Origin of the sequence: Tsukamurella sp. DT100 (assembly GCF_049844855.1) — a bacterium.
Lineage (GTDB): Bacteria > Actinomycetota > Actinomycetes > Mycobacteriales > Mycobacteriaceae > Tsukamurella.
This window is the reverse complement of sequence record NZ_JBNCLV010000011.1, coordinates 136,651-157,381: the sequence shown is the minus strand read 5'-3', so window position 1 is coordinate 157,381 and position 20,731 is coordinate 136,651. Positions and strand designations below refer to the sequence as shown.

Here is a 20,731-nt window from a genome sequence, read left to right as displayed (position 1 = left end):
GTGCCCACGGACCTCCCCCTCGACGTGCTGCGCCCGGCGGTCGCCCTGGTGCCGTGGCTCCTCGCGGCCGCCGCGGCGGTCACGGCGGACCGGCCGCGCCGGGCCGGGGCCGCGCTGGCGACGCTGTGGAACGCGGTGGCGCTGCTCGCCGTCAACGCCGCGGCGGTCCGGCTCGGCCTGTGGTCCTTCGGCACCGCCTCGCAGCCGGTCACGGGGTCGGTGTGGGCGGGCGTGCCGGTGGACGTCGTCCACGGCTGGGCGGTGTTGTGGGGCGCGGTCCCCGTCCTGCTCGGCGCGGTGGTGCGGCCCGCGCTCACCGGCGCGGTGCTCGTGGCCGGCGATCTGATCGCGATGGCCTCGCTGGCGCCGCTCGTGGTCCTGCGCCCCGGCTGGCTGTGGGGCGAGGCGGCGGCGGTCGCCGTGGCCCTCGTGCCGGGGCTCCTGCTGGGCGAACTGACGGCGCGCGGCCGCGCCGTCCGGGTGCGGTCGTGGCTGCAGACGGTGCTGTTCACGGCGATCCTGGCGTGGTGCCTGCCGACGGTCGCGCTGGGCTTCGCCCACCGCACCTGGGGCGAGGCGCTCGCCGCGTGGCCGCGGCCCGTCCTGTCGTTGTGGATCCAGGCCGGCGTGCTGCTCGCGATCGTCGCGCAGCGCGCGGTCGCAGAGTTCGCCGAGCACGGCGGCACGCCGTTCCCGTGGGATCCGCCGCCGCGCCTGGTCCGGACGGGTCCGTACGCCTACCTGGCCAATCCGATGCAGGCGTGCGCCGCGGCGATCCTGCTCGTCGAGGCGGCGGCCCTCCTCGAATGGCGGCTCGCCGCCGCCGCGATCGTGGCGGCGGTCTTCGCCGCGGCCCTCGCCGCGCGGCACGAGGACGACGAGCTGACCGCGCGGTTCGGCCCCGCCTGGGGCGCGTACCGGCGAGCCGTGCGCGCGTGGCGCCCCCGCCTCCGGCCGGTCGACGGGAACGCCCCGGCGGAGCTGTGGGTGTCGGCGACGTGCGCGGTGTGCGCGCCGGTCGGCGTGTGGTTCGCGCGTCGCGCCCTGGGACAGCTGACGATCCGTGCGGCGGAGGAGCATCCGGTGGGCCTGCGCCGTGTCCGGTACTCCCGACCGGACGGCACGGGCACCGCGTCGGGCCTCGCCGCGATCGGCCGAGGGCTCGAACACCTCGGCCTGGGCTGGGCGGTCGTCGGCTGGATCCTGCGCGCCCCGGTCCTCGCGCCGGTGCTCCAGGTCGCGGCCGACGCCCTCGGCGGCGGGCCGCGCGAGCTCCGAGGGCGGTAGCTCAGGCCTGCGGGCTCAGCGCGTTCAGGTCGATCCGCAGCGGGCACGGCACCGTCGCCGTGAACGCACCCCGCACGGTCTCAGCGCGGTAGGCACCGTCGACCAGCGTCAACAGGACGCCGGACGGCCCATCGTCGAGGTCGACGATCCAGTACGCGTCGATACCCGCCCGCTCGTATTCGGCGCGCTTGACCACCTGGTCCGTACGCCTGTTGTTCGGTGACAGGATCTCGACGACGAGGCGCACTCGCTCCGCGGGCATCGGCTGGCCGGCACCGCACTCGAACACCACCACGTCGGGTACGCGGATCGTGGGCCGCGCGCCGCCATCGATCACGACCTCGATCTCCGCCAAGCATCGGTGGCTGCGGTCGATCTGGCCCCTGATCTGGTGACACAGTCCGATCATCGCCTCCGCGTGATCCAGCCTCGGCCTCGGCGACACGTCCACGACCCCCCGCACCAACTCGAACCGCGCCGATGTGTCCTCCCCCAAGGCACACCACTGCTCCAGCGACATCGTCTCCGGATGCTGCGGCGCGGCGGTCATGGGTCGCAGTGTACGCCGCAACACCGACGGACCACGGTCCGAAAGAGGCGATCGCAACCGTCCTGTGGATGGACCGTTTTCCTCCACAGGCTCCCCGTTCCGGGCCGGTTCCCGACGGTGCCGTGCGGCACCGTCGGGACATGCGCACGGTCACCCGCTCGGCACTCGCCCTGATCCTCGCCGTCCTCGCCGGCGCCGCGCCCGCACGGGCGGCCGGCGACTACGACTGGCCGCTCGACCCCCGGCCGGCGGTCGCGCGGCCCTTCGCGAACCCGGAGAAGCGATGGCAGCCGGGGCACCGCGGCGCCGACCTCGCAGCCGCCCCCGGGCAGACAGTGCACGCCGCGGGCGCCGGGCGGGTGCACCACGTCGGGCGCGTGGACGACCGCGTCGTGGTGTCGGTGCTGCACCCGAACGGCCTGCTCACCACCTACGAGCCGATCGAGGAGCCCGCGGTCCGCGCGGGCGACGAGGTGGGGATCGGGACGCCGCTTGGACGGGTGGCCGCCGGACACGAGGGCTGCCCCACGGCCGCATGCCTGCACTGGGGGCTCCGGCGGGGCGCTGGCCACGCGGCGCAGTACTTCAACCCGCTCCTGCTCGTCGGCGCCGCCCCGGTCCGACTGCTCCCGGACGAAGGCACCGGCTGAGGACCGACCTACCTGCCGGACGGCGCGCGAGCACCGTCGTCGGGTGCAACGATGGGACCGTGACGGACGAGACCACGCCAGCAGCGGACACCGGCGAGACCGACGACGCGGCCGACCGGCTACAGGAGGCACAGACCATCGCGTACCCGAGCAGTTACTCCGGGCGCCAGCGCAAGGCACCGGAACACGACCCGACCGTGGTGGTGCTGTTCGGCGCCACGGGCGACCTGTCGCGCCGGAAGCTGTTGTGCGGCCTCGGTTATCTCGCCGTGTCGGGGCTCGGCCCGGACATCCGGGTGATCGGCACCAGCCTGGACGAGATGGACGACGCCCAATTCCGCGAGTTCGCCCGCACGGCGATCGACGACGTGGGCGCACGCAAGCTGACGCCCGAGCAGTGGGCGGAGTTCGAGCCCGACCTGTCGTACGTGAACACCACCGCCGGCCCCGAGGCGCTCGCCCGGGCCGTGGCGGAGAAGGAGCGCGAGCTCGGCGCCGACAAGGGCGTGCGCGTGCGCCGGCTGTTCTACCTGAGCGTGCCGCCGAAGGCGGCCACCACCGTGATCGACACCCTCGCGAAGGCGGGCCTCACCGAGGGCTCGCGCGTGATCATGGAGAAGCCCTTCGGCGAGGATCTGGAGTCGGCGCTGGCGCTGAACGCGGAGGTGCACAAAACCTTCCGCGAGAAGCAGATCTTCCGCATCGACCACTTCCTCGGCAAGGAGGCGGCGCAGAACATCCTCGCGTTCCGCTTCGCCAACGGACTGTTCGAGCCGATCTGGAACCGCAACTTCATCGATCACGTGCAGATCGACATCCCCGAGTCGCTGGGGCTCGACGCGCGCGCCGCGTTCTACGAGCCGACCGGCGCCTACAAGGACATGGTGGTCACCCACCTCTTCCAGGTCATGGCGTTCGTCGCGATGGAGCCGCCAACCGCGCTCGAGCCGCGGGCGATCTCCGAGGAGAAGAACAAGGTGTTCCGCTCGCTCGAACCCATCCACCCCGACGACGTGGTCCGCGGCCAGTACTCGGGCTACCGGCAGGAGAAGGGCGTCGATCCGGAGTCCGACACCGAGACCTTCATCGCCCTGAAGGCGCGCATCGACAACTGGCGCTGGGCCGGCGTGCCGTTCTACCTGCGCACGGGGAAGAAGCTGGCGCAGGGCATGCGGATCATCTCGATCGCCTTCAAGGAGGCGCCGAAGTCGATGTTCCCCGCCGGCTCGGGCATCGGCCAGCAGGGCCCGGACCACCTGACCTTCGACCTCGCCGACGAGTCCAAGGTGTCGCTGAGCTTCTACGGCAAGCGCCCCGGGCCCGGCATGCGGCTGGAGAAGCTGTCCATGCAGTTCTCCACCGAGGAGACCGACCGCGCCGACGACGTGCTCGAGGCCTACGAGCGGCTGATCCTCGACGCCATGCACGGCGACCACACCCTGTTCACCACGGCCGAGGGCATCGAATCGCTGTGGGAGCGGTCCATCCCCCTGCTGGACGATCCGCCGCCGGTCAAGCTCTACGAGCCCGGCTCCTGGGGGCCGAACTCGATCCACCAGCTGATCGCCCCGAACGCCTGGCGCCTGCCCTTCGAGGGCAACTGGCGCGACTGAGCGCTACGCGCGCGGGTGCGCCTGCTCGTGCGCGGCGCGCAGCCGGGCGACGGAGACGTGCGTGTAGAGCTGCGTCGTCGCCAGCGAGCTGTGGCCCAGGAGTTCCTGCACGACGCGCAGGTCCGCGCCACCGTCGAGCAGGTGGGTGGCGGCGGTGTGCCGGAGGCCGTGCGGCGCCACCTCGCGCCCGCCCGGCACCGACCCGGTGACCTGGTGCACGACGGTCCGCGCCTGCCGCGGGTCGAGCCGCCCGCCGCGCGCCCCGAGGAACAGAGCGGTGCCGGAGCGCTCGGCGACGAGGGTGGGCCGGGCCTCGTCGAGCCAGCGCCGCAGGGCCGCGGCGGCGGGTGCGCCGAAGGGCACCGTCCGCTCCTTGTCGCCCTTACCGATCACGGTGAGCACCCGCCGGCCGTGGTCGACGGACCCCAGGTCGAGCCCGCACAGCTCGCTCACGCGGATCCCCGTGGCGTAGAGGGTCTCCGCGATCGCGAGGTCGCGGACCGCGAGGGGGTCGCCCTCCGCCGCACCGGAGGCGGCGTTGCGCAGCGCCTGCCCGGCATCGTCGGAGGAGAGCACCGTGGGCAGGGTCCGGTGCGCGCGTGGGGCTTTGAGCCGGACCCCGGGGTCGGCGTCGAGGTGGCCCCGTCGGGCGGCCCAGGCGGTGTACGTGCGGGCCGACGAGGCCTGTCGCGCGAGGGTGGTCCGGGCGGCGCCGGCCGCGGCCCGCTCCCCCAGCCAGGCCCGCAGCGTCGCGAGGTCCAGACGGTCCGCCGCCACCCCGCGCTCCGCGGCGAAGGCGAGCAGGGCGGTGAGATCGGCGAGGTACGCGCGCACGGTGTGCTCGCTGCGGCCGCGCTCGAGCCGCAGGTACGTCTCGTACTCCGCCAGCGCCTCGCTCATACCCCCACCCTAGCCCCCGAATTGAACACCGTTTCGGACCGGAAAGCCGCAGGTCGCGATGAACAGGAACGGTGTTCAATCGGGCAGGGGCGTGTGCGCGGTCTCGCGGCAGCGGTGGACCACGGGCAGGGCGACGAGGTGGAGCACCACCAGGTAGACCGGGAAGGCGAGGTCGAGGCCGCGCTCGTGCAGCGCGGTGCCGATGGCGGGGATCGTGCCGCCGAAGATCGCGGTCGCGAGGGCGAAGGCGGTGCCGGTGGCGAGCACGCGGATCCGGGCCGGGAACATCTCCGCGAGGGCGGTGCCGAGGCTCGCCATCATGAGCGCGGTGATCACCATGCCGGCGCACTGCACGGCGAGCACCGTGACGAATGCGCCGGAGAGCGCGAGGAACAGCGGGATCGTCGCGACGGCCCCGACGACGAGGAAGGCGTACATCAGGGGCTTGCGGCCGATTCGGTCGGAGAGCAGGCCGAGCGGGATCTGGACGAGCCCGTACACGACGAAGGCGATCGCCGAGACGGTCACGGCGCTCTCCTTGTTCAGCCCCTCGGTGAGGATCGCCCACGTGGGCACGAAGGTGCTCCACGCGTAGAAGACCGCGGCCGTGGTCGAGGCGAGGACGAAGGCGCGACCGAAGTCGGCGCGGTGGCCGGTGAGGATCTCGCGGTACGGGTTCGTCCCGACGGACGCCCCGGGATCGGCGAGGGTCTCCGCGGCGCTGCGCCGGATCCACCAGGCGACCACCGCGAGGACGGCACCGAGGAGGAACGGGACGCGCCACGCCCAGTCCGCCATCGCGTCCGCGCCGACGGTCCCGACCAGCAGCGTGATGGCGAGCAGGCACAGCACCTTGCCGAGGCTGGAGCCCACGTTGACGATGCTCCCGTACGCGCCGCGGCGGTCGCCGGGGGCGGACTCGACGAGGAAGGCGGTCGCCGTGGAGAGCTCGCCGCCGGTCGACAGGCCCTGGATCAGGCGCGCCACCACGAGGATCACCGGGGCGAGCACGCCCACCTGCGCGTACGTCGGGGCGACGCCGATGAGCAGGCTGCCCAGCCCCATCATCGCGACGCCGACGGCCAGCGTCGGCCTGCGCCCGTACCGGTCCGCCATCCGGCCCATCAGGACGCCGCCGATCGGCCGCGCGAGGAAGCCCACCGCGAACACGGTGAAGGTCGCCAGCAGCGGCACCACCGACTCCGCGTCGCCCGGGAAGAACTGGCGGGAGAAGTAGATGGCGAGGAAGGAGTAGGCGCTCCAGTCGAAGTACTCGACGAGGTGCCCCACCGTCCCGGTGAGGATCTGCGTGCGCCGATTCGGTCCCGTCGCGGGCGACGTGACCGTGCCGGTCTCAGTCACGGTGCTGCAACCGGCGGGAGAGCCAGTTGCCGAAGAACTGCGCGATCTGCACCACGACGATGAGCACCACGATCACGACCAGCGTGAGCTGCCAGTTGTTCTGCTGGTAGCCGTACTGGCGGGCGAAGTCGCCCAGGCCGCCGCCGCCGACGTAGCCGGCCATGGCCGACATGTCGACCACCGCGACGAACATGAACGTGTAGCCCAGGGTGAGCGGCGCGAGGCCCTCCGGGATGACGACGGTCGCGAGCGTGCGGACCTTGCTCGCCCCCATCGACCGCGCGGCCTCGACCACGCCGGGATCGACGGTCACCAGGTTCTGCTCGACGACGCGGCCGATCACGAAGGTCGCCATCACGGTCATCGCGAAGGCCGCGGCCTCCACGCCGATCCGGGTGCCGATCACCTCCTTGGTGATCGGTGCGATCGCCGTGATGAAGATGATGAACGGGATGGGCCGGATGATGTTGACCAGCACGTTGAGCACCGAGAACACCGCGCGATTGGCGAGCAGGTTGCCGGGCCGGGTGGCGTAGAGCAGCGTGCCGTAGACGAGCCCCAGCAGGCCGCCGACGATCATCGTGATGCCGACCAGGCGGACGGTCTCGCCGATGGCGTCGATGAAGACGTCCTGCGTCCCGGGCGGGAAGACGTCGTCGAGGAAGGTCGGGTAGGTCATCGCACGATCTCCTGACCGGTCTGCGGGTCCTTGACGTGCGCAAGGGCTCCGAGCTGCGCGACCGCCGCGGCGACCGCGGCCTCGTCGCCCGTCACCGAGTAGGTCAGCGAGCCGAACGGGCGGCCGCCGACCTCGGCGACGCCGCCGTAGAGCACGCGCGCGCCGGTGCCGTGCGCGGCGAAGACCTCCGCCGCGTCGAGCGCGTCGGGCTCGTCCCGCACGTCGACGGTGACGACGGTGCCGGGTCGGGCCGCGTGCAGGCGCTGCAGCGTCTCCGGGGTGACGTCGTCGCCGACGGCCGCGTGGACCAGCGACGTGGTCGCGGGCGACGTGGGCGCGGCGAAGACGTCGTACACCGGGCCGTAGTCCACGAGCTTGCCGTGATCGAGCACCGCGACGGTGTCGCAGATGCGGCGGATCACGTCCATCTCGTGGGTGATCACGACGATGGTGGTGCCGAACTCGCGGTTGACCCGCAGCAGCAGGTCGAGGACCTCGCTGGTGGTGCCCGGGTCGAGCGCGCTGGTGGCCTCGTCCGCGAGCAGGATCTTCGGGTTCCGGGCCAGGGCGCGGGCGATGCCGACGCGCTGACTCTGCCCGCCGGACAGCTTGTTCGGGTACTGCTTCGCCTTGTCGCCGATGCCGACGAAGTCGAGCAGCTCCGCGACGCGCGTGCGGCGCTCGTCCTTCGACATGTCCCCCAGCGTGAGCGGGTACTCGACGTTCCCCGCCACCGTGCGCGAGTTCATGAGGTTGAACCGCTGGAAGATCATGCCCACCTGGGCGCGCAGCTTCTGCAGGTCGCGCTCGCCGAGCGTGCCCACCACGGTGTCGAGCACACGCACCTCGCCGGAGGTGGTGGACTCGAGGCCGTTGATGGTGCGGATCAGCGTCGACTTGCCGGCGCCGGACTGCCCGATCACGCCGGTGATCGATCCCTCGGGGATCGCGAAGCTGACGCCGTCGAGCGCCTTCGTCGTGCCGAAATCCCGGGTGGTGTCGCGGAACTCGATCGCCACCCGGGTATCGGTCGCGCTACTCACTTGCCGCGGGCCTTGACCTGCTCCTGCAGCTTGACCGTGATCTGCTGCAGCTCGTTCGCGGGCTTCTGGATGAGGATGAACGTGTCGCCCTTGTCCTTGCGCAGCGCCTCGACGACCTTCTGGTCCTGGTACAGCTTGGCCAGCTGCAGGTACTTCGGGTTGTCCTTGTCGGCCTCGCGGACGACGAAGGCGTTGATGTAGGGCTCCGACGCCGGGTTGGCCGGGTCGTCCTTGGCGATGATCAGGTTCTTGCCGAGCTTGGCGTTCTCGGCCGGATCGTTGTTGACGACGGCGCCGTCGACGCTGTCGAGGCTCAGCGCGGTCTGGTTGGCGTCCACCGTCTTGACGGTGACCTTCGACGCGGCGGTGTCGATGTCGGCCGGCGTGACGAACGGGTTCTGCTCGACCTTGAACTTCACGAGGCCGGCCGAGTACAGCACCAGCAGCGCGCGGGAGAGGTTGGTCGGATCGTCCGGGACGACGATGGTGCCGCCCTGCGGGATCTCGGCCACCGACTTGTGCTTCTTCGAGTACAGGGGCAGCGGGTAGATCGCGGTCGCGCCGATCGGCACCAGCTTGGTGTTGTTCTTGGCGTTGTAGTCGGCCAGGAACAGCAGGTGCTGGTACTCGTTGATGTTCAGGTCGCCGTCGTTGAGCGCGGCGTTGGGCTGCTTGTAGTCGCTGAAGTTCTTCAGCTCCACGTCGATGCCCTGGTCCTTCGCGAGGCCCTTGTAGACCTGCCAGAACGCCTGGGCACCGTCGGTCACGCCGATGGTGACGGCGTCACTGCTCGAGCTCGAGCCGCACGCGGCGACACCCGAGGCGAGGGCGATGGGCACGACCAGGGCGAGCGCGAAACGCTTCATCTTCACGGTTGATGTTCTCCAACTCGACGGCACCGGGGATCTCCCAGCTGCGTGAACGATACCTACTGGTTAGTACATCGGTGGGACAAGCGCGCGGTTGGGCCCGGCGCGCGGTTCCGTGACCAGGTTCGACGGTCCGCCGCCGGTTTCGCTCATGAGTGCACCGAATGATCGGCCGCCCCCGGACGGGCGCATCGGACCGGATCGATCACGAATCGAGAAGCCCGCCCGGTCGGCCGCTCGTAGTCTCGGTGGTGAACCCGAGGACCACCGCGAGGAGAGCACCATGACCGCCCGCAGCGCCACCGCCGTCCGCTTCACCGCCACCGCCGAGCTGCTCGGCGAACGGACCCTCGTCCGGCTGCCCGCCGAGGCCAGCGCGGCGCTCCCGTCGCGCGGCCAGGTCGCCGTGACCGGCACCCTCGACGGCGGGGACTTCCGCACCGTCGTCGAGCCGGACGGCCGCAAGGGGCACTGGATCGCCCTCGACGACGCCCCGGTCGAGGCAGGAGACGAGGTCGCCCTGGACCTCGTGCCGACGAAGGAGTGGCCGGAGCCGACGGTGCCCGACGACCTGCGGGCGGCCCTCGACGGTGCGCCGGACACCGCCGACGTGTGGAGCGACATCACGCCGATGGCCCGGTGGGAGTGGGTCCGGTGGATCGGCGCCACGAAGAACCCGGCGACCCGGGCCAAGCGCGTGGACGTGACGATCTCCAAGATGCGCTCGGGCAAGCGCCGGCCGTGCTGCTTCGATCTCGCCTCGTGCACCGATCCTGAGCTGATGAAGAACGGCGAGCTGATCGCGCCCGAGGACGCGGCGCTCCGCCCGGCGTAGCCCCCCGAACGCCGCACCGGCCGGTCCGCGAGATGCGCAGGCCGGCCGGTGAGCGGTCGTTCGGATTCAGTTCTGGGGTGGTTGCTGTCCGCCCGGGCGACCCGGATCCTGGGGGTCCGGGCCGGGCCAGCGCTCGGGGTCGGGTCCCGGCTGCCAGCCCTGCTGCCACCCCTGCGGCTCGGCGCCGGGATGGCCGGCGTGCTGCCCGGTGTGGGTGGTCTCGCCCGGCTGCCGCGCCGGAGGCTCGGGGACCTGCCGGTTCCAGGCGTCGGGCCCGCTCTGCCACCCCTGTGGGTCGACGCCCTGCTGCCACGCCGGCGATTGGCTCGGGGCGCTGTGCTGCGGCGCCCGGCCGCCGTACTGGTGCTGCCCGGGTTGGTGCTGGCCCGCGGGCTGCGCGGGCAGTCCGACGGTGGGCGGCTGCCCACCCTGCGCGACGGGTTCGCCGGTGCCGGGCGCGGCCTGCGGCACCGCCTGGGTCGCCTGCGCGGACAGCGGCGCCTGCGGGGCTTGGGGCGGCAGCGGGGCCTGGTAGCTCTGGGCCTGATAGGCCTGGCCCTGGTAGGCCGCCTGCGCCAGGGGCTGCTCCCCCGGTGCCGGCTGCGCCGTCGAAGGCTGCCCCGTCGCCTGCCCCGCCGGGCTCTGGGCCCTACTGGTGCGGGCGGCCTCCTTCGCGGCCTCCTCGCGCTCGGCGCGTCGGGCCGGGATCTCGGTCTCGACCTTGCTCAGCCAGCCGTCCCAGCGCTGCTGCATCGGCTTCACCAGTCCGCCGCCGACGCCCACGACGATGACGCCGCCGATCGTGGCGAGCACGGCGACGAGGACGGGGGTGGTGACCGTGGTGGCGACGCCGATCTGGTTCAGTGCCGCGATGATGCCCGCACCCCAGATGAACAGCGAGGCGATGGTCGCGAGCAGCGGGCCGTAGGAGGCGCTACCGAGCGCGCCGCCGACGATGTCCTTCACCGCCTTCGCGATCGCGGCGACGATCACGATGATGAGGATCGCGACGAACAGCTTGGGCAGCCACGCGACGAACCGGGACAACAGGTCCCCGATCGGATTGGGGCCGAAGACCCCGATCGCGAGCTGCAGCGTGATGAGCAGGACCGCGTAGTAGACGACCTTGGCGAGCAGGGTCGAGGCGTCGTAGTCGCTCTTGGCGAGGACGCCCTGCAGGCCGCTGCGCTCGGCGAGCCGGTCGAAGCCGACCTTGGCGAGGATCTTCGCGATGATCTTGGACAGGATCTTCGCGACGATCCAGCCGATGATCAGGATGACCAGGAAGGCGGCAAGTTTGGGAACGAAGGTCGCGACGGAGCTCCAGGCGTCCGAGAGCCCGGCCCCGTAGTCGATGGCGAGTTGGGAGGTCATGGGTTCACCTCTCGATCAGCGATACCCGGGCACGCCGAACGCGTGGCGGATATCCACGGGAAGGACTTGGGGACCACGCCGGTTACTGGACACCGCCACCCTGGGGCCAACCCTAGGCACTCCGCGTGCCGATCTCGCGTCAACACCCCCAACTCCCGCGACAAGCGATCGCATTCACGACATTTCACCCGGTCGCATCGGGTTCGACTGAGGCGTTTGCAAATTCCAGCGGGTGCGACTTCACCGGATCTACACCCCGCGGCGAGCACCGGTCAGCCGTCCAGGCGCCACAGTGCGCCGTCACGCCGCACCAACCCCTTCGTCTCGAGCAGGGCGAGCTGCCCCATGACCGCGCGGGCGGGCAGCCCCGCGATCACGGCGATCTCCGACACCGGCAGCCCTGATTTCGCCGGGAGCGCGCCGTGCACCCGCAGCGCCGCCCCGTCGAGCCCGTCCGTCGGACGCGCGGGCACCGGAAGCTCCAGCGCGAGCTCACCGATCCGGCCCACCTCCTCGATCACCTCGGCCGACCGGGTGACCAGCACGCCCCCCTCGCGGATCAGCTGATGGCAGGTCACGGAGGTCGCCGCTGTCACGGGGCCGGGCACCGCGCACACCGGCACCCCGCGACGCCGCGCCCACGTGGCGGTGTTCTTGGTGCCCGACCGGAACCCGGCCTCCACCACCACGACGCCGCCGGTGGCGGTGCCCACGATCCGGTTGCGGTTCAGGAACCGGTGCCGCGCGGGCACGCCGCCCGGCGGGTACTCGGAGACGAGGAGACCCGTCTCCGCGATGCGCCGGAACAAGCCGGCGTGGCCGGCGGGGTACGGCCGGTCCAGGCCGCCCGCGACGAAGGCCACCGTCGGGCCCTCCGCGGCGAGCGCCGCGCGGTGCGCCGCCCCGTCGATCCCGTACGCGCCGCCGGAGACGATCGTGAACCCCTCGGCCGCGAGGTCGCCGGCGAAATCGTCCGTCACCCGCTCCCCGTAACTCGACGGCGCGCGGGTCCCCACCATCGCGACGGACCGCTCCAGCAGCTCGTCGAGACGTCCCCGGCCGACCACCCACAGCGCCACCGGCCGCAGCTCGCGGACCTCGTCCTCGTGCTCGGTGTCCTCCGACGGCAGGCGCTCAGCGAGCCGCCGCAGGGCCTGCTCGGGCCACTCGTCGTCGTCCGGCGTCACGAGCCGACCGCCGAGGTGCTCGATGTGGGCGAGATCGGCGACGGCCCGATCCTCCTGCGCCCGGCCGACGGTGCCGTCGGCCACGTCCTCGAAACCGTCGGCGAACTCCCGGCGGCGCACCATGTCCGCCGCGGCCACCGGTCCCACCTCCTCGACGAGGGCGACCAGCGGCCCGCACGGCGGCTCCGCGACCCGGCTCAGATACGCCCACGCGCGCCTCACGTCGTCGGTCATCGTCACTCCTTGTCTCGGAACTGCAGGGCCTGCACCACTTCCGGCTCGCCCGGCTTGTCCAGGCCGAGCAGATCCGCGAGGGTCCACGACAGGCGCAGGCAGCGGTCCGCGCCGCGCGCCGTGATCTGCCCGCCCCGCAGGTAGAGCTCCAGCGGCCGAAGAGCCTTGGCCGAGAGCCGGAACCGACGACGCAGCACCACGCCGGGGACCTCCGAGTTCGTCAGCCAGCCCTCGGCACCCCAGCGGGCCGCCGCCGCCTCCCGCGCTCGGCGTACCCGGTCCCGCACCGTCGCACTGGATTCCTCCGCGACGCCGTCCTCGTGCAGCGCGCCGGTGCCGGGAGGTTCCATGCGCACCCACAGGTCCACCCGGTCGAGCAACGGCCCGGACAGGCGGCCCAGGTAGCGGCGGCGGACCGTCGCGGTGCACGTGCAGTCCTGGTTCCGGGCGGGCGCGCACGGGCACGGGTTCGCGGCCATGACGAGCAGGAACCGCGACGGGTACTTCACCACGCCGTCGCGGCGCGCGAGCCGGATCTGGCCCTCCTCCAACGGGGTCCGCAGCGCCTCGAGCGAGCGCGGCCCCATCTCGGCGCACTCGTCGAGGAAGAGCACGCCGCGGTGGGCGAGGGAGACGGCTCCCGGCCGTGCCAGCCCGGTGCCGCCGCCGACGAGCGCGCTCACGGACGAGGTCTGGTGCGGCGCCACGAACGGCGGCACCGTGATGAGCGGCCGGTCCGGCCGCAGGTTGCCGACGATCGAGTGGATCGCGCTGACCTCGAGCGCCTCCCGCCGTCCCAGCGCCGGCATGATGCCGGGCAGCCGCGACGCGAGCATCGTCTTCCCGATGCCCGGCGGCCCCGTCATCATGATGTGGTGCGCGCCGGCGGCGGCCACCTCGAGCGCGTACTTAGCCTCGGGCTGCCCCACCACGTCGGCCAGGTCCGCCACCGCGGGATCGCACTCCTCGGCGACGAGCGGCCCCGGCTCGGCGAGCCGCCCCTCCCCGGCGAGCCACGCCACGACCGCGGAGAGGTGCGCGGCGCCCAGCACCTCGATGCCGTCCACCAGGCCCGCCTCGTCGAGGTTGGCCAGCGGCACGACGGCGCGGGTGAAGCCGGATTCCTTCGCGGCGAGTACCGCCGGGAGCACCCCGCGCACCGCCCGCACGCGGCCGTCGAGGGCGAGCTCGCCGAGGAGGACGGCACCGTCGATCCGCCCCACGGGCACCCGCTCGGCGGCGACGAGGATCGCGATCGCCAGGGGAAGGTCGTAGACCGAGCCCACTTTCGGCAACGTCGCAGGAGACAGCGCGACCGTGACCCGCGTATCGGGGAACCTGATCCCGATGTTGACGATCGCGGCGCGGATCCGGTCGCGGGACTCCTTGAGCACCGTGTCCGGCAGGCCCACGAGGTGCACCGCCGGCAGGCCCGGGCCGATGCAACCCTCGATCTCGACCACCGCACCGTCGACCCCGGTGATCGCGACCGAGTGCACCTTGCTCAGCGCGGACATCACGCCACCCCGGCCCGGTACTCGAGCGTGACCGGGCCGCCCGGCGGCGTGTAGACCGACGCCACGTCGATGCGGACCTGCGCGAAGGCGCCCTCCGTCTCGGCCAGCCAGCGCGACGTGAGGGCCCGCAGCTGGGCCACCTTGCGCGGCGTCACCGCGTCGAAGCCGGTGCCGAACGCCGTGCCGGACCGCGTTTTCACCTCGACGATCGCGAGCATCCCGTCCGGCGCGCGGGCGATCACGTCCAACTCGCCGCGCAGGCCTCCGCCCGAGTACCGCCAGTTCCGCGCCAGCACCGTCCACCCGCGGTCCGCCAGGAAGCCGCAGACCACGTCCTCGCCGGCACGCCCCGTCTCGTTGTTCCCCATGGCCTGATCGTGCCGCCGGCGCACCACAGGCACCGTCCGCGAAGACGGTGCCTGTGGAGAAAAAAGGTTATGTACGCAAAATTGTGGATAACCGGCCCCGACGGGCGATCACTGTCGGACGAACCGCTCCGCGATCGACGCCACCTCACGACGGTCCGGAACGGCGCCCTGCACCAGGATCCGGAAGACGACCGGACCCACCAGCTCGGCCGCGGCCACCGTCGGATCGAGGTCCGCGGCCAGCCGCCCGGCGGACCGGTTGCGGTCGATGACGGCCCGGGCGGCATCGCCGAGCGGGTCGGCGCCGGCCATCAGTTCCGCGACCTTCGGATCGTGCTGCGCCTCGCCGATCAGGGCCCGGTAGGCCAGTCCGGCATCGGATTCCGTGAGGAAGACCACGACCGCGGCGAGGAGGTTCTCAACGTCCTCGCGCACCGTCGGCCGGGGCTCCACCGCGAGCTCGAGGACCGCGTCCGCCGCGCTCGCCTCCAGCAGGATCTCGGCCTTCGTCGACCACCACCGGTAGACGGTCTGCCGGCCGACCCCGGCGCGCTCGGCGATGCCCTTCATCGTCATCGCGGCGTAGCCCTCGTCGACGAGCATGTCGTCCACCGCCCGCAGCACCGCCGTGCGCGCCACCTCGCTGCGGGGCCGCCCGACCGGGCGCTCGGTCTGCGTCATCGCGTCACCGTAACAGCCGACTCCGCCCCTGATCCCCCGTCACGCATGCGACGCCAGGGCGCGGGCGCGCGCCGCCGACCGCGCCTCGACGGCGCACACGACCGCGCCCAGTGCTGCGACGACCGCGCAGAAGACCAACCCCGCGGTGCGCAGGCCGACCGCCGCGGAGAGCGCGCCGACACCGATCGCCGGGAAGGCGAGCATCACGTACAACCCCGCGAAGAAGGACGACGAGACCTCGGCGCGGTGCGCGGGCTCGACCTGCTCGACGGTGGTGGCGATGCCGGCGTTCATGCAGAGTCCGCCGAACAGGCCCAGCACAGCGGCCGACAGCAGCAGCGCGGCGACGGACTCCGCCGCGAGGGCGACGGCGAGCAGCGCCGCGGCCACCACCAGGCCGCCGCAGCCGACCACGAGCGCCGTGCGCGGCACCATCCGGCGGGCCACGAGCTGCCCGATCGCCATGCCCGCGAAGGCGAGGAAGACGACGAAGCCGGCGAGGGTGTGTCCGGGCAGGTGCAGGAAGCGCGCGAGGAAGATCGCGGAGACCGCGGTGAGCACACCGGTCACGGCGAACGCCGAACCGGCGGCGAGAACGGCCCGCACGAAGGCGCCGTGGATCTCGCTCGGCACCCGCAATCGCCGGGGACGCAGCCGCACCGAGCCGGCGACCGCGGTCCTCGGGGCGAACGCCCACAGCCCGGCGAAGGCGGCCACCGAGAGCACGAGGTGGACGACGAACGGCACGACCAGCGGCGACGCCGAAACGTCGGCGACGGCGCCCGCCAGCAGCGTGCCCACCGCCAGGCCGCCTGTGTTGACCGCGACAGCGAGGGTCCCGGCGGTCGCCCGCTTCTCAGGGGCGAACAGGTCGATGACCGCCGCGGTGCCGGTGCCGCTCATGAGCCCGGCCCCGAGGCCGGAGACGATGCGCGCCACGATGAGCAGCGGCAGCGACGGGGGCAGCAGGAAGAGCAGGGCACTGACGATCGCCAGCGTCACGGCGACGAGGAGCACCGGGCGGCGCCCGATCTCGTCGGAGAGCCGCCCGAAGACGGTGAGCGCGGCGACGACGCCGAGGGCGTACACCGCGAACAGCACGGTGACGGTGAGCGAGCTGAATCCGAACTGCGCGGAGTAGATCGAGTAGAGGGAGGTGGGGAGGGTGGTACCCCCATCATGACCACCAGGAACGCGAAGGCCGTGCACACCACGGCCGGCGCGACGCGGTAGGGAACCGCGGTCCGATCAAGCAACATGAGCTATTCCTTCTATATCGAGACAATGTGACTCGTTATGGAACGATAGCAGGTATGGTATTCGAGACACTGTGCACCGTTAATTTTCCGGCGGAGACGCCGCAGGCACCGTCCCCGACGGGAACGGTGCCTGCAGCAGGATCGACCGGCTCACTCCGGGAGTCGCAGCTCCGGCTTGTCGAGCTCCTCGATGTTGACGTCCTTGAACGTCACCACGCGGGCCTGCTTGAGGAAGCGCGCCGGGCGGTACATGTCCCACACCCAGGCGTCGGTCATCCGCACCTCGAAGTAGACCTCGCCGTCCGCGTTGCGCGGGATCAGATCGACCCCGTTGGCGAGGTAGAAGCGGCGCTCCGTCTCCACCACGTAGGTGAACTGGCTCAGCACGTCCTTGTACTCGCGGTACATGGAGAGCTCCATCGCGGTCTCGTACTTCTCGAGATCCTCTGCGCTCACGTCGTCCTCCTCACCTGATGTCATCTGTCGTAACCGCTCCAGATTACCGCGCCGCCGCGGTGTTCCTCGACGACGCGTCCAGCGCGGCCCGCACGTTCTGGTACCGCATGCGGTGCTGGGTGCTCGGCCCCAGCTCCCCCAGCGCCGTCATGTGCACCGCCGTCGAGTAGCCCTTGTGCACCGCGAAGCCGTATCCGGGGAAGTCGTCGTCCAGCTCCGTCATCACGCGGTCGCGTGTCACCTTCGCCAGCACGCTGGCCGCGGCGATGCACGAGGCGGAGGCGTCGCCGCCGATCACCGGCAGCGACGGGATGCCGAGGCCGGGCACGGTGAAGCCGTCGATGAGCACGTATCCGGGCCGCACCTGCAGGCCGGCGATCGCGCGCCGCATCCCCATGATGTTCGCGACGTGCACGCCGATCCGGTCGATCTCGGGGGCCGGGATCGACACGACCGACCAGCTCACCGCGAGGTCGAGGATCTTCGGATACAGCTGCTCCCGGGCGATCTCGGTGAGCTTCTTCGAGTCGTCGAGACGCGCCAACGACGGCGGTATGCGCGCCGGCAGGATGCAGGCGGCCACCGTCATCGGGCCCGCGCAGGCGCCGCGCCCGGCCTCGTCGATGCCCGCCACCGGCCCGAGCCCCGCCCGGCCGAGCACGGTCTCGAGCGTGCTCAGGCCCGACGATGCCCGCACCACCGGTCGCGGGGGCCATCGGTCGCGCATGTGCCCCTAGCCCTGCTGCGGGTTGATCGAATCCACCGTCTGCCAGCGGCTGAACGGGAAGATGATCGCGACGACCTTGCCGCGGATATCGGCCTTGGGGATGGTGCCCTGCAGTGGGTCGTTGTCGATGTGGAAGCGCGAGTCGCGCGACATGGTGCGGTTGTCGCCCATGGCGAAGACGTTGCCGTCGGGGATCGTGACCGGCCCGAAGGGCACGCCCCAGCAGGCGTCCTGCTCGGCCTGCTGCTTGGCGGCGTCGGCGAGGTAGGGCTCGACGATCTTCTTGCCGTTCACCGTCACGCCGGTCTCGGGCCGGCACTGGATGGTCTGCCCGCCGACCGCGATCACCCGCTTGACGAGGTCGTTCTCATTGGGCGGCTGCAGGCCCACGTACGACAGCGCCTCCTGGACACCGCGGATCACCGTGTTGTTCGAGCGCACCGGCGTCACGGGCGCGAGCCCCCAGGACTCGGTGGGCGCGCGGAAGACGACCACGTCACCCGGCTTCGGGTCGCCGGTGAAGTAGCTGATCTTCTGCGTGACGATCCGGTCGCCGGTGCAGCCCTCGCACCCGATTAGGGTGGGTTCCATCGACTCGGACGGCACGTACCACTGGCGGCCGACGAAGGTCTGCAGGCAGAAGCTGAGCACCAGCGCGACCAGCACGATGGCGCCGACCTCGAGCGGCCAGTTGGTCTTCTTGTCCTTCTTCGCCTTCGCGCCCTTCCCGTCCGTGGGCGCGTCGGAGCCGGTGGTCCCCCGCTCGTCGCCCGACGGTGCCGGGTCCGGTGCGGCGTGGCGGCCGCCCTTGCGCAACGGCTCGGGGGTCTCCGGGGAGTTCGTCTGCTCGGGCACGGGTACACACTACCGAGCAGGCGGTGCGGACATCCGATCGCGGAGCCGCTGGGCGGGCGAGTCTGCCGCCGCGGACAGCATCCGTCGAACGCCGGCGAATCCGCGTCGCCGTCACATGTGCGCGTAGACGATGCGTGGACGAGTCCCGATCGCGCGCAGGAGGTCGGCGTCGAGCCCGGGCACGAGCGACAGGGTCGGCCAGTTCCAGAGCGCGACCGTGCAGTCGGTGAAGTAGGTTCCGCCTTCGCCCTGCCAATCGCCGATGAGGCCCGTGGTTCCGCAGTTGTTGCACGTCACCGTCGGCTCGACGCGACTGTCGAACCACTGCTGGCACCACTCGCCCATCGGAATCTCCGTGAAATCGCGAGCGCATCCCGGGCATCGGGGATCGTCCGTGGCCTCCACGGCGGTGACGCAGCCGAAGCCCGGGTCGATCTCAGGGCGCTGCGGGTACATCGATCGCCACCGGGAGATGGCCAGTTCCTCCAGCGCGTCCGCGTCGTAAGCTCCGTCGCGGAAGTCGGGCGAGGCGTCGATGACGCCTCGATAGGCGTGCCCGCACAGTTCCATGATCCGCGGATCCGCTCGAGCCTCGTCGAGGCACCATCTGGCGTCGGCGAGCCTCAGCTCGGCCCCACGACGCTCCGCGATCTCCGCGACCGCCTCGGCGCGCGCCCGTCGTCCCGGGTCGCCCGGCGGTGCCACCGAGATCACGTAGATGCAGCTCTCGCTCAACTGCTCCCCCTTGCCCCGCGCAGAGTCCGTTCTCGCCGTCGAGCCTAGGCGGAGACAGACGAGCGCCCCACGATCCGCGGGATCGTGGGGCGCTCGGGAGGTGCTACGCGGCGGTCACTCGGATCGCCGGCGGCGCTGGTGTCAGCGCTTCTCCTTGATCTTGGCGGCCTTACCGCGCAGGTCGCGCAGGTAGTACAGCTTCGCGCGACGCACGTCACCACGGGTGAGGACGTCGATCTTGGCGATGTTCGGGGAGTGCACGGGGAAGGTGCGCTCCACACCGACGCCGAAGGACACCTTGCGCACCGTGAAGGTCTCGCGCACGCCGCCGCCCTGGCGGCGGATCACGACGCCCTTGAACACCTGGACGCGCTCCTTGCTGCCCTCGATGACCTTGACGTGCACGTCAAGGGTGTCGCCGGGGCGGAAGTCGGGCACATCGCTGCGCAGGGACTGCTGGTCAATGAAGTCGAGCGTGTTCATCGCTGGATCATCCGTTTCTTACATGTCTTCGTGAGCAGAGGACCCTGGCGGCCCGTCGCGACTACTGCCGCGGGGGTTCGACCGGTTCGTACTCCTGTCCTGCCGGCCGCTCCGCAGCCGGATACGCCCGGGTAGCACGCAGCCCGGGCAACCTGTTGATTGTGCCAGATCGCCGCCGGTTTCTCGAAATCGTGAGGCGCCGGGCCATCGACCGGGGCCGACGGGGCGGCGCCGGCGCGGGCACGACGGTGCGGTCCAGCTCCTTCTCCGCGTCCTCCCGCAGGTGCGGCAGCAGGTCCGGGCGGCCCGCCATGAGGTCCTGCACCGCGATCTTGGCGCGGATCAGCGGACGGCGGAGCCGGCGCTCGCGGCGCAGGGCGCGGAGCATGCGCCGCGAGTCCTGCTCGTACCGCCAGCGGGCCCACGGCGCGCCGGGACGCGAGAGCCGGATCGCGCCGATCAGCAGCAGCGGGAAGAAGAACAGGCCGATGAGGCCGGTCCAGATCTTGCCCTTGAGCAGCACGATCGCCGCCGTCCCGAGGCTGATCACGCCGAAGCCGATCTGCGCGGCCCGCTCCGGCGAGTCGCGGAACCCCGCGAAGTCCACCAGGTCCAGCGGCCGCAGTCCGAGGAGCAGCAGGCCGCTCATGGCGATCGCCACGAAGACGGCGTCCACGGAAGCGCGGCCCTCCTCCTGCCAGTAGACGTCGCGCAGGTAGAGGATCAGCGCGAACTCGTCGAGGATCAGCGCCGCCCCCAGCCCGAACACGCCCGCGAGCACCGCCGCCGTCGTCTGGGTCGCCTTGTCGAAGTTCGCGATGAGCCCGATCGCCGAGCCCAGGCACAGCACCACGCCGAACACCATGTGGTGCAGGTGCAGGCCGCCGGGCTTGACGTTGCCGAACCACCAGCTCACGTCCGCCCGGATCAGTCGCACGCTGATCCGGATCCCCATGAAGCCCACGATCAGACCGACGCAGAAGGAGAACAGCGGCAGCCGTCCCCCTGCGACGATGTCGTTCGCGAACCAGGTGGACATCCCTCCAACCTAGCGCCGCGCACCGTCG

General features: G+C 71.7%; 22 protein-coding genes. 4 read left to right on the top strand and 18 right to left on the bottom strand.

The window, feature by feature from the left end; all coding sequences use genetic code 11:
- Complete coding sequence (locus tag ACLQ3K_RS23190) at positions 1-1,287, top strand: methyltransferase family protein (RefSeq protein WP_426001817.1); 1,287 nt, start codon at positions 1-3, stop codon at positions 1,285-1,287.
- A 1-nt stretch (position 1,288) separates the two neighbouring features.
- On the opposite strand, the gene ACLQ3K_RS23185 is transcribed toward ACLQ3K_RS23190, so the two are convergent.
- Positions 1,289-1,837, bottom strand: coding sequence for a Uma2 family endonuclease (locus tag ACLQ3K_RS23185; RefSeq protein ID WP_426001816.1), 549 nt, complete (start codon positions 1,835-1,837; stop codon positions 1,289-1,291).
- Positions 1,838-1,977: 140 nt separating this feature from the next.
- On the opposite strand from ACLQ3K_RS23185, the gene ACLQ3K_RS23180 reads away from it, so the two are divergent.
- Together ACLQ3K_RS23180 and zwf are read left to right on the top strand one after the other, a co-directional pair.
- Positions 1,978-2,487 carry a M23 family metallopeptidase gene (locus ACLQ3K_RS23180; RefSeq protein WP_426001815.1) on the top strand — a complete coding sequence of 170 codons (510 nt, stop codon included), beginning with the start codon at positions 1,978-1,980 and terminating at the stop codon, positions 2,485-2,487.
- Positions 2,488-2,624: 137 nt separating this feature from the next.
- A complete protein-coding gene (zwf, locus tag ACLQ3K_RS23175; RefSeq protein ID WP_426001877.1) occupies positions 2,625-4,100 on the top strand; it encodes a glucose-6-phosphate dehydrogenase in 1,476 nt (491 codons plus the stop codon).
- 3 nt (positions 4,101-4,103) lie between these two features.
- Here the strand turns inward: zwf and ACLQ3K_RS23170 are convergent, their stop codons facing one another.
- The 5 genes from ACLQ3K_RS23170 to ACLQ3K_RS23150 all read right to left on the bottom strand — a co-directional run bounded on the left by ACLQ3K_RS23170 (position 4,104) and on the right by ACLQ3K_RS23150 (position 8,950).
- A complete protein-coding gene (locus ACLQ3K_RS23170; RefSeq protein WP_426001814.1) occupies positions 4,104-5,000 on the bottom strand; it encodes a tyrosine recombinase XerC in 897 nt (298 codons plus the stop codon).
- Between the two features lie 75 nt (positions 5,001-5,075).
- Entirely contained in the window at positions 5,076-6,362 is a 1,287-nt protein-coding gene (locus ACLQ3K_RS23165) for an MFS transporter (protein ID WP_426001813.1), read from the bottom strand.
- Positions 6,355-7,041 (bottom strand): methionine ABC transporter permease, encoded by a 687-nt coding sequence (locus tag ACLQ3K_RS23160; protein WP_259139893.1) that lies wholly within the window; start codon positions 7,039-7,041, stop codon positions 6,355-6,357. Before ACLQ3K_RS23160 ends, ACLQ3K_RS23165 begins: the two co-directional genes overlap by 8 nt.
- Entirely contained in the window at positions 7,038-8,084 is a 1,047-nt protein-coding gene (locus ACLQ3K_RS23155; protein WP_426001812.1) for a methionine ABC transporter ATP-binding protein, read from the bottom strand. The genes ACLQ3K_RS23160 and ACLQ3K_RS23155 overlap by 4 nt, the downstream gene beginning before the upstream one ends.
- On the bottom strand, positions 8,081-8,950 hold the full coding sequence (locus tag ACLQ3K_RS23150) for a MetQ/NlpA family ABC transporter substrate-binding protein (RefSeq protein ID WP_426001876.1): 870 nt from the start codon (positions 8,948-8,950) through the stop codon (positions 8,081-8,083). Before ACLQ3K_RS23150 ends, ACLQ3K_RS23155 begins: the two co-directional genes overlap by 4 nt.
- Positions 8,951-9,236: 286 nt before the next feature.
- Here ACLQ3K_RS23150 and ACLQ3K_RS23145 point away from each other — a divergent pair, with 286 nt between their 5' ends.
- The gene (locus ACLQ3K_RS23145; protein WP_224650303.1) at positions 9,237-9,788 is read left to right on the top strand and encodes a YdeI/OmpD-associated family protein; all 552 of its coding nucleotides are present in this window, start codon (positions 9,237-9,239) and stop codon (positions 9,786-9,788) included.
- A gap of 66 nt (positions 9,789-9,854) precedes the next feature.
- On the opposite strand, the gene ACLQ3K_RS23140 is transcribed toward ACLQ3K_RS23145, so the two are convergent.
- From ACLQ3K_RS23140 to ACLQ3K_RS23085, 12 genes are all read right to left on the bottom strand, one after another.
- The gene (locus tag ACLQ3K_RS23140) at positions 9,855-11,162 is read right to left on the bottom strand and encodes a mechanosensitive ion channel family protein (protein WP_426001811.1); all 1,308 of its coding nucleotides are present in this window, start codon (positions 11,160-11,162) and stop codon (positions 9,855-9,857) included.
- Positions 11,163-11,434: 272 nt separating this feature from the next.
- Positions 11,435-12,583: a DNA-processing protein DprA gene (gene dprA / locus ACLQ3K_RS23135; protein WP_426001810.1), complete on the bottom strand. Its 1,149-nt coding sequence runs from the start codon at positions 12,581-12,583 to the stop codon at positions 11,435-11,437.
- A gap of 2 nt (positions 12,584-12,585) precedes the next feature.
- Positions 12,586-14,100, bottom strand: a complete 1,515-nt coding sequence (locus tag ACLQ3K_RS23130) for a YifB family Mg chelatase-like AAA ATPase (RefSeq protein ID WP_426001809.1) — start codon at positions 14,098-14,100, stop codon at positions 12,586-12,588.
- Complete coding sequence (locus ACLQ3K_RS23125) at positions 14,100-14,468, bottom strand: YraN family protein (RefSeq protein ID WP_224650309.1); 369 nt, start codon at positions 14,466-14,468, stop codon at positions 14,100-14,102. The genes ACLQ3K_RS23130 and ACLQ3K_RS23125 overlap by 1 nt, the downstream gene beginning before the upstream one ends.
- 108 nt (positions 14,469-14,576) lie before the next feature.
- The gene (locus tag ACLQ3K_RS23120) at positions 14,577-15,149 is read right to left on the bottom strand and encodes a TetR/AcrR family transcriptional regulator (RefSeq protein ID WP_426001808.1); all 573 of its coding nucleotides are present in this window, start codon (positions 15,147-15,149) and stop codon (positions 14,577-14,579) included.
- 39 nt (positions 15,150-15,188) lie between these two features.
- On the bottom strand, positions 15,189-16,358 hold the full coding sequence (locus ACLQ3K_RS23115) for an MFS transporter (RefSeq protein WP_426001807.1): 1,170 nt from the start codon (positions 16,356-16,358) through the stop codon (positions 15,189-15,191).
- 200 nt (positions 16,359-16,558) lie between these two features.
- The gene (locus ACLQ3K_RS23110; RefSeq protein WP_040768524.1) at positions 16,559-16,864 is read right to left on the bottom strand and encodes a DUF2469 domain-containing protein; all 306 of its coding nucleotides are present in this window, start codon (positions 16,862-16,864) and stop codon (positions 16,559-16,561) included.
- A 43-nt stretch (positions 16,865-16,907) separates the two neighbouring features.
- Entirely contained in the window at positions 16,908-17,591 is a 684-nt protein-coding gene (locus ACLQ3K_RS23105; protein ID WP_224650315.1) for a ribonuclease HII, read from the bottom strand.
- 6 nt (positions 17,592-17,597) lie between these two features.
- Positions 17,598-18,446 (bottom strand): signal peptidase I, encoded by an 849-nt coding sequence (lepB, locus tag ACLQ3K_RS23100; protein ID WP_426001806.1) that lies wholly within the window; start codon positions 18,444-18,446, stop codon positions 17,598-17,600.
- A gap of 111 nt (positions 18,447-18,557) precedes the next feature.
- Positions 18,558-19,181 (bottom strand): hypothetical protein, encoded by a 624-nt coding sequence (locus ACLQ3K_RS23095; protein ID WP_426001805.1) that lies wholly within the window; start codon positions 19,179-19,181, stop codon positions 18,558-18,560.
- 141 nt (positions 19,182-19,322) lie between these two features.
- Positions 19,323-19,664: a 50S ribosomal protein L19 gene (rplS, locus tag ACLQ3K_RS23090; protein WP_019203499.1), complete on the bottom strand. Its 342-nt coding sequence runs from the start codon at positions 19,662-19,664 to the stop codon at positions 19,323-19,325.
- A gap of 61 nt (positions 19,665-19,725) precedes the next feature.
- The gene (locus ACLQ3K_RS23085; RefSeq protein WP_224650322.1) at positions 19,726-20,703 is read right to left on the bottom strand and encodes a hypothetical protein; all 978 of its coding nucleotides are present in this window, start codon (positions 20,701-20,703) and stop codon (positions 19,726-19,728) included.
- Positions 20,704-20,731: the final 28 nt, after the last annotated feature.

Bases quoted from the DNA above. Each gene is read 5' to 3' on its own strand.
- ACLQ3K_RS23085 (WP_224650322.1), bottom strand. From the start codon at position 20,703: ATGTCCACCTGGTTCGCGAACGACATCGTCGCAGGGGGACGGCTGCCG.
- ACLQ3K_RS23130 (WP_426001809.1), bottom strand. From the start codon at position 14,100: ATGTCCGCGCTGAGCAAGGTGCACTCGGTCGCGATCACCGGGGTCGAC.
- ACLQ3K_RS23125 (WP_224650309.1), bottom strand. From the start codon at position 14,468: ATGGGGAACAACGAGACGGGGCGTGCCGGCGAGGACGTGGTCTGCGGC.
- ACLQ3K_RS23185 (WP_426001816.1), bottom strand. From the start codon at position 1,837: ATGACCGCCGCGCCGCAGCATCCGGAGACGATGTCGCTGGAGCAGTGG.
- ACLQ3K_RS23145 (WP_224650303.1), top strand. From the start codon at position 9,237: ATGACCGCCCGCAGCGCCACCGCCGTCCGCTTCACCGCCACCGCCGAG.
- rplS (WP_019203499.1), bottom strand. From the start codon at position 19,664: ATGAACACGCTCGACTTCATTGACCAGCAGTCCCTGCGCAGCGATGTG.
- dprA (WP_426001810.1), bottom strand. From the start codon at position 12,583: ATGACCGACGACGTGAGGCGCGCGTGGGCGTATCTGAGCCGGGTCGCG.
- ACLQ3K_RS23150 (WP_426001876.1), bottom strand. From the start codon at position 8,950: ATGAAGCGTTTCGCGCTCGCCCTGGTCGTGCCCATCGCCCTCGCCTCG.
- ACLQ3K_RS23180 (WP_426001815.1), top strand. From the start codon at position 1,978: ATGCGCACGGTCACCCGCTCGGCACTCGCCCTGATCCTCGCCGTCCTC.
- ACLQ3K_RS23120 (WP_426001808.1), bottom strand. From the start codon at position 15,149: ATGACGCAGACCGAGCGCCCGGTCGGGCGGCCCCGCAGCGAGGTGGCG.
- ACLQ3K_RS23105 (WP_224650315.1), bottom strand. From the start codon at position 17,591: ATGCGCGACCGATGGCCCCCGCGACCGGTGGTGCGGGCATCGTCGGGC.
- ACLQ3K_RS23140 (WP_426001811.1), bottom strand. From the start codon at position 11,162: ATGACCTCCCAACTCGCCATCGACTACGGGGCCGGGCTCTCGGACGCC.
- ACLQ3K_RS23170 (WP_426001814.1), bottom strand. From the start codon at position 5,000: ATGAGCGAGGCGCTGGCGGAGTACGAGACGTACCTGCGGCTCGAGCGC.
- ACLQ3K_RS23160 (WP_259139893.1), bottom strand. From the start codon at position 7,041: ATGACCTACCCGACCTTCCTCGACGACGTCTTCCCGCCCGGGACGCAG.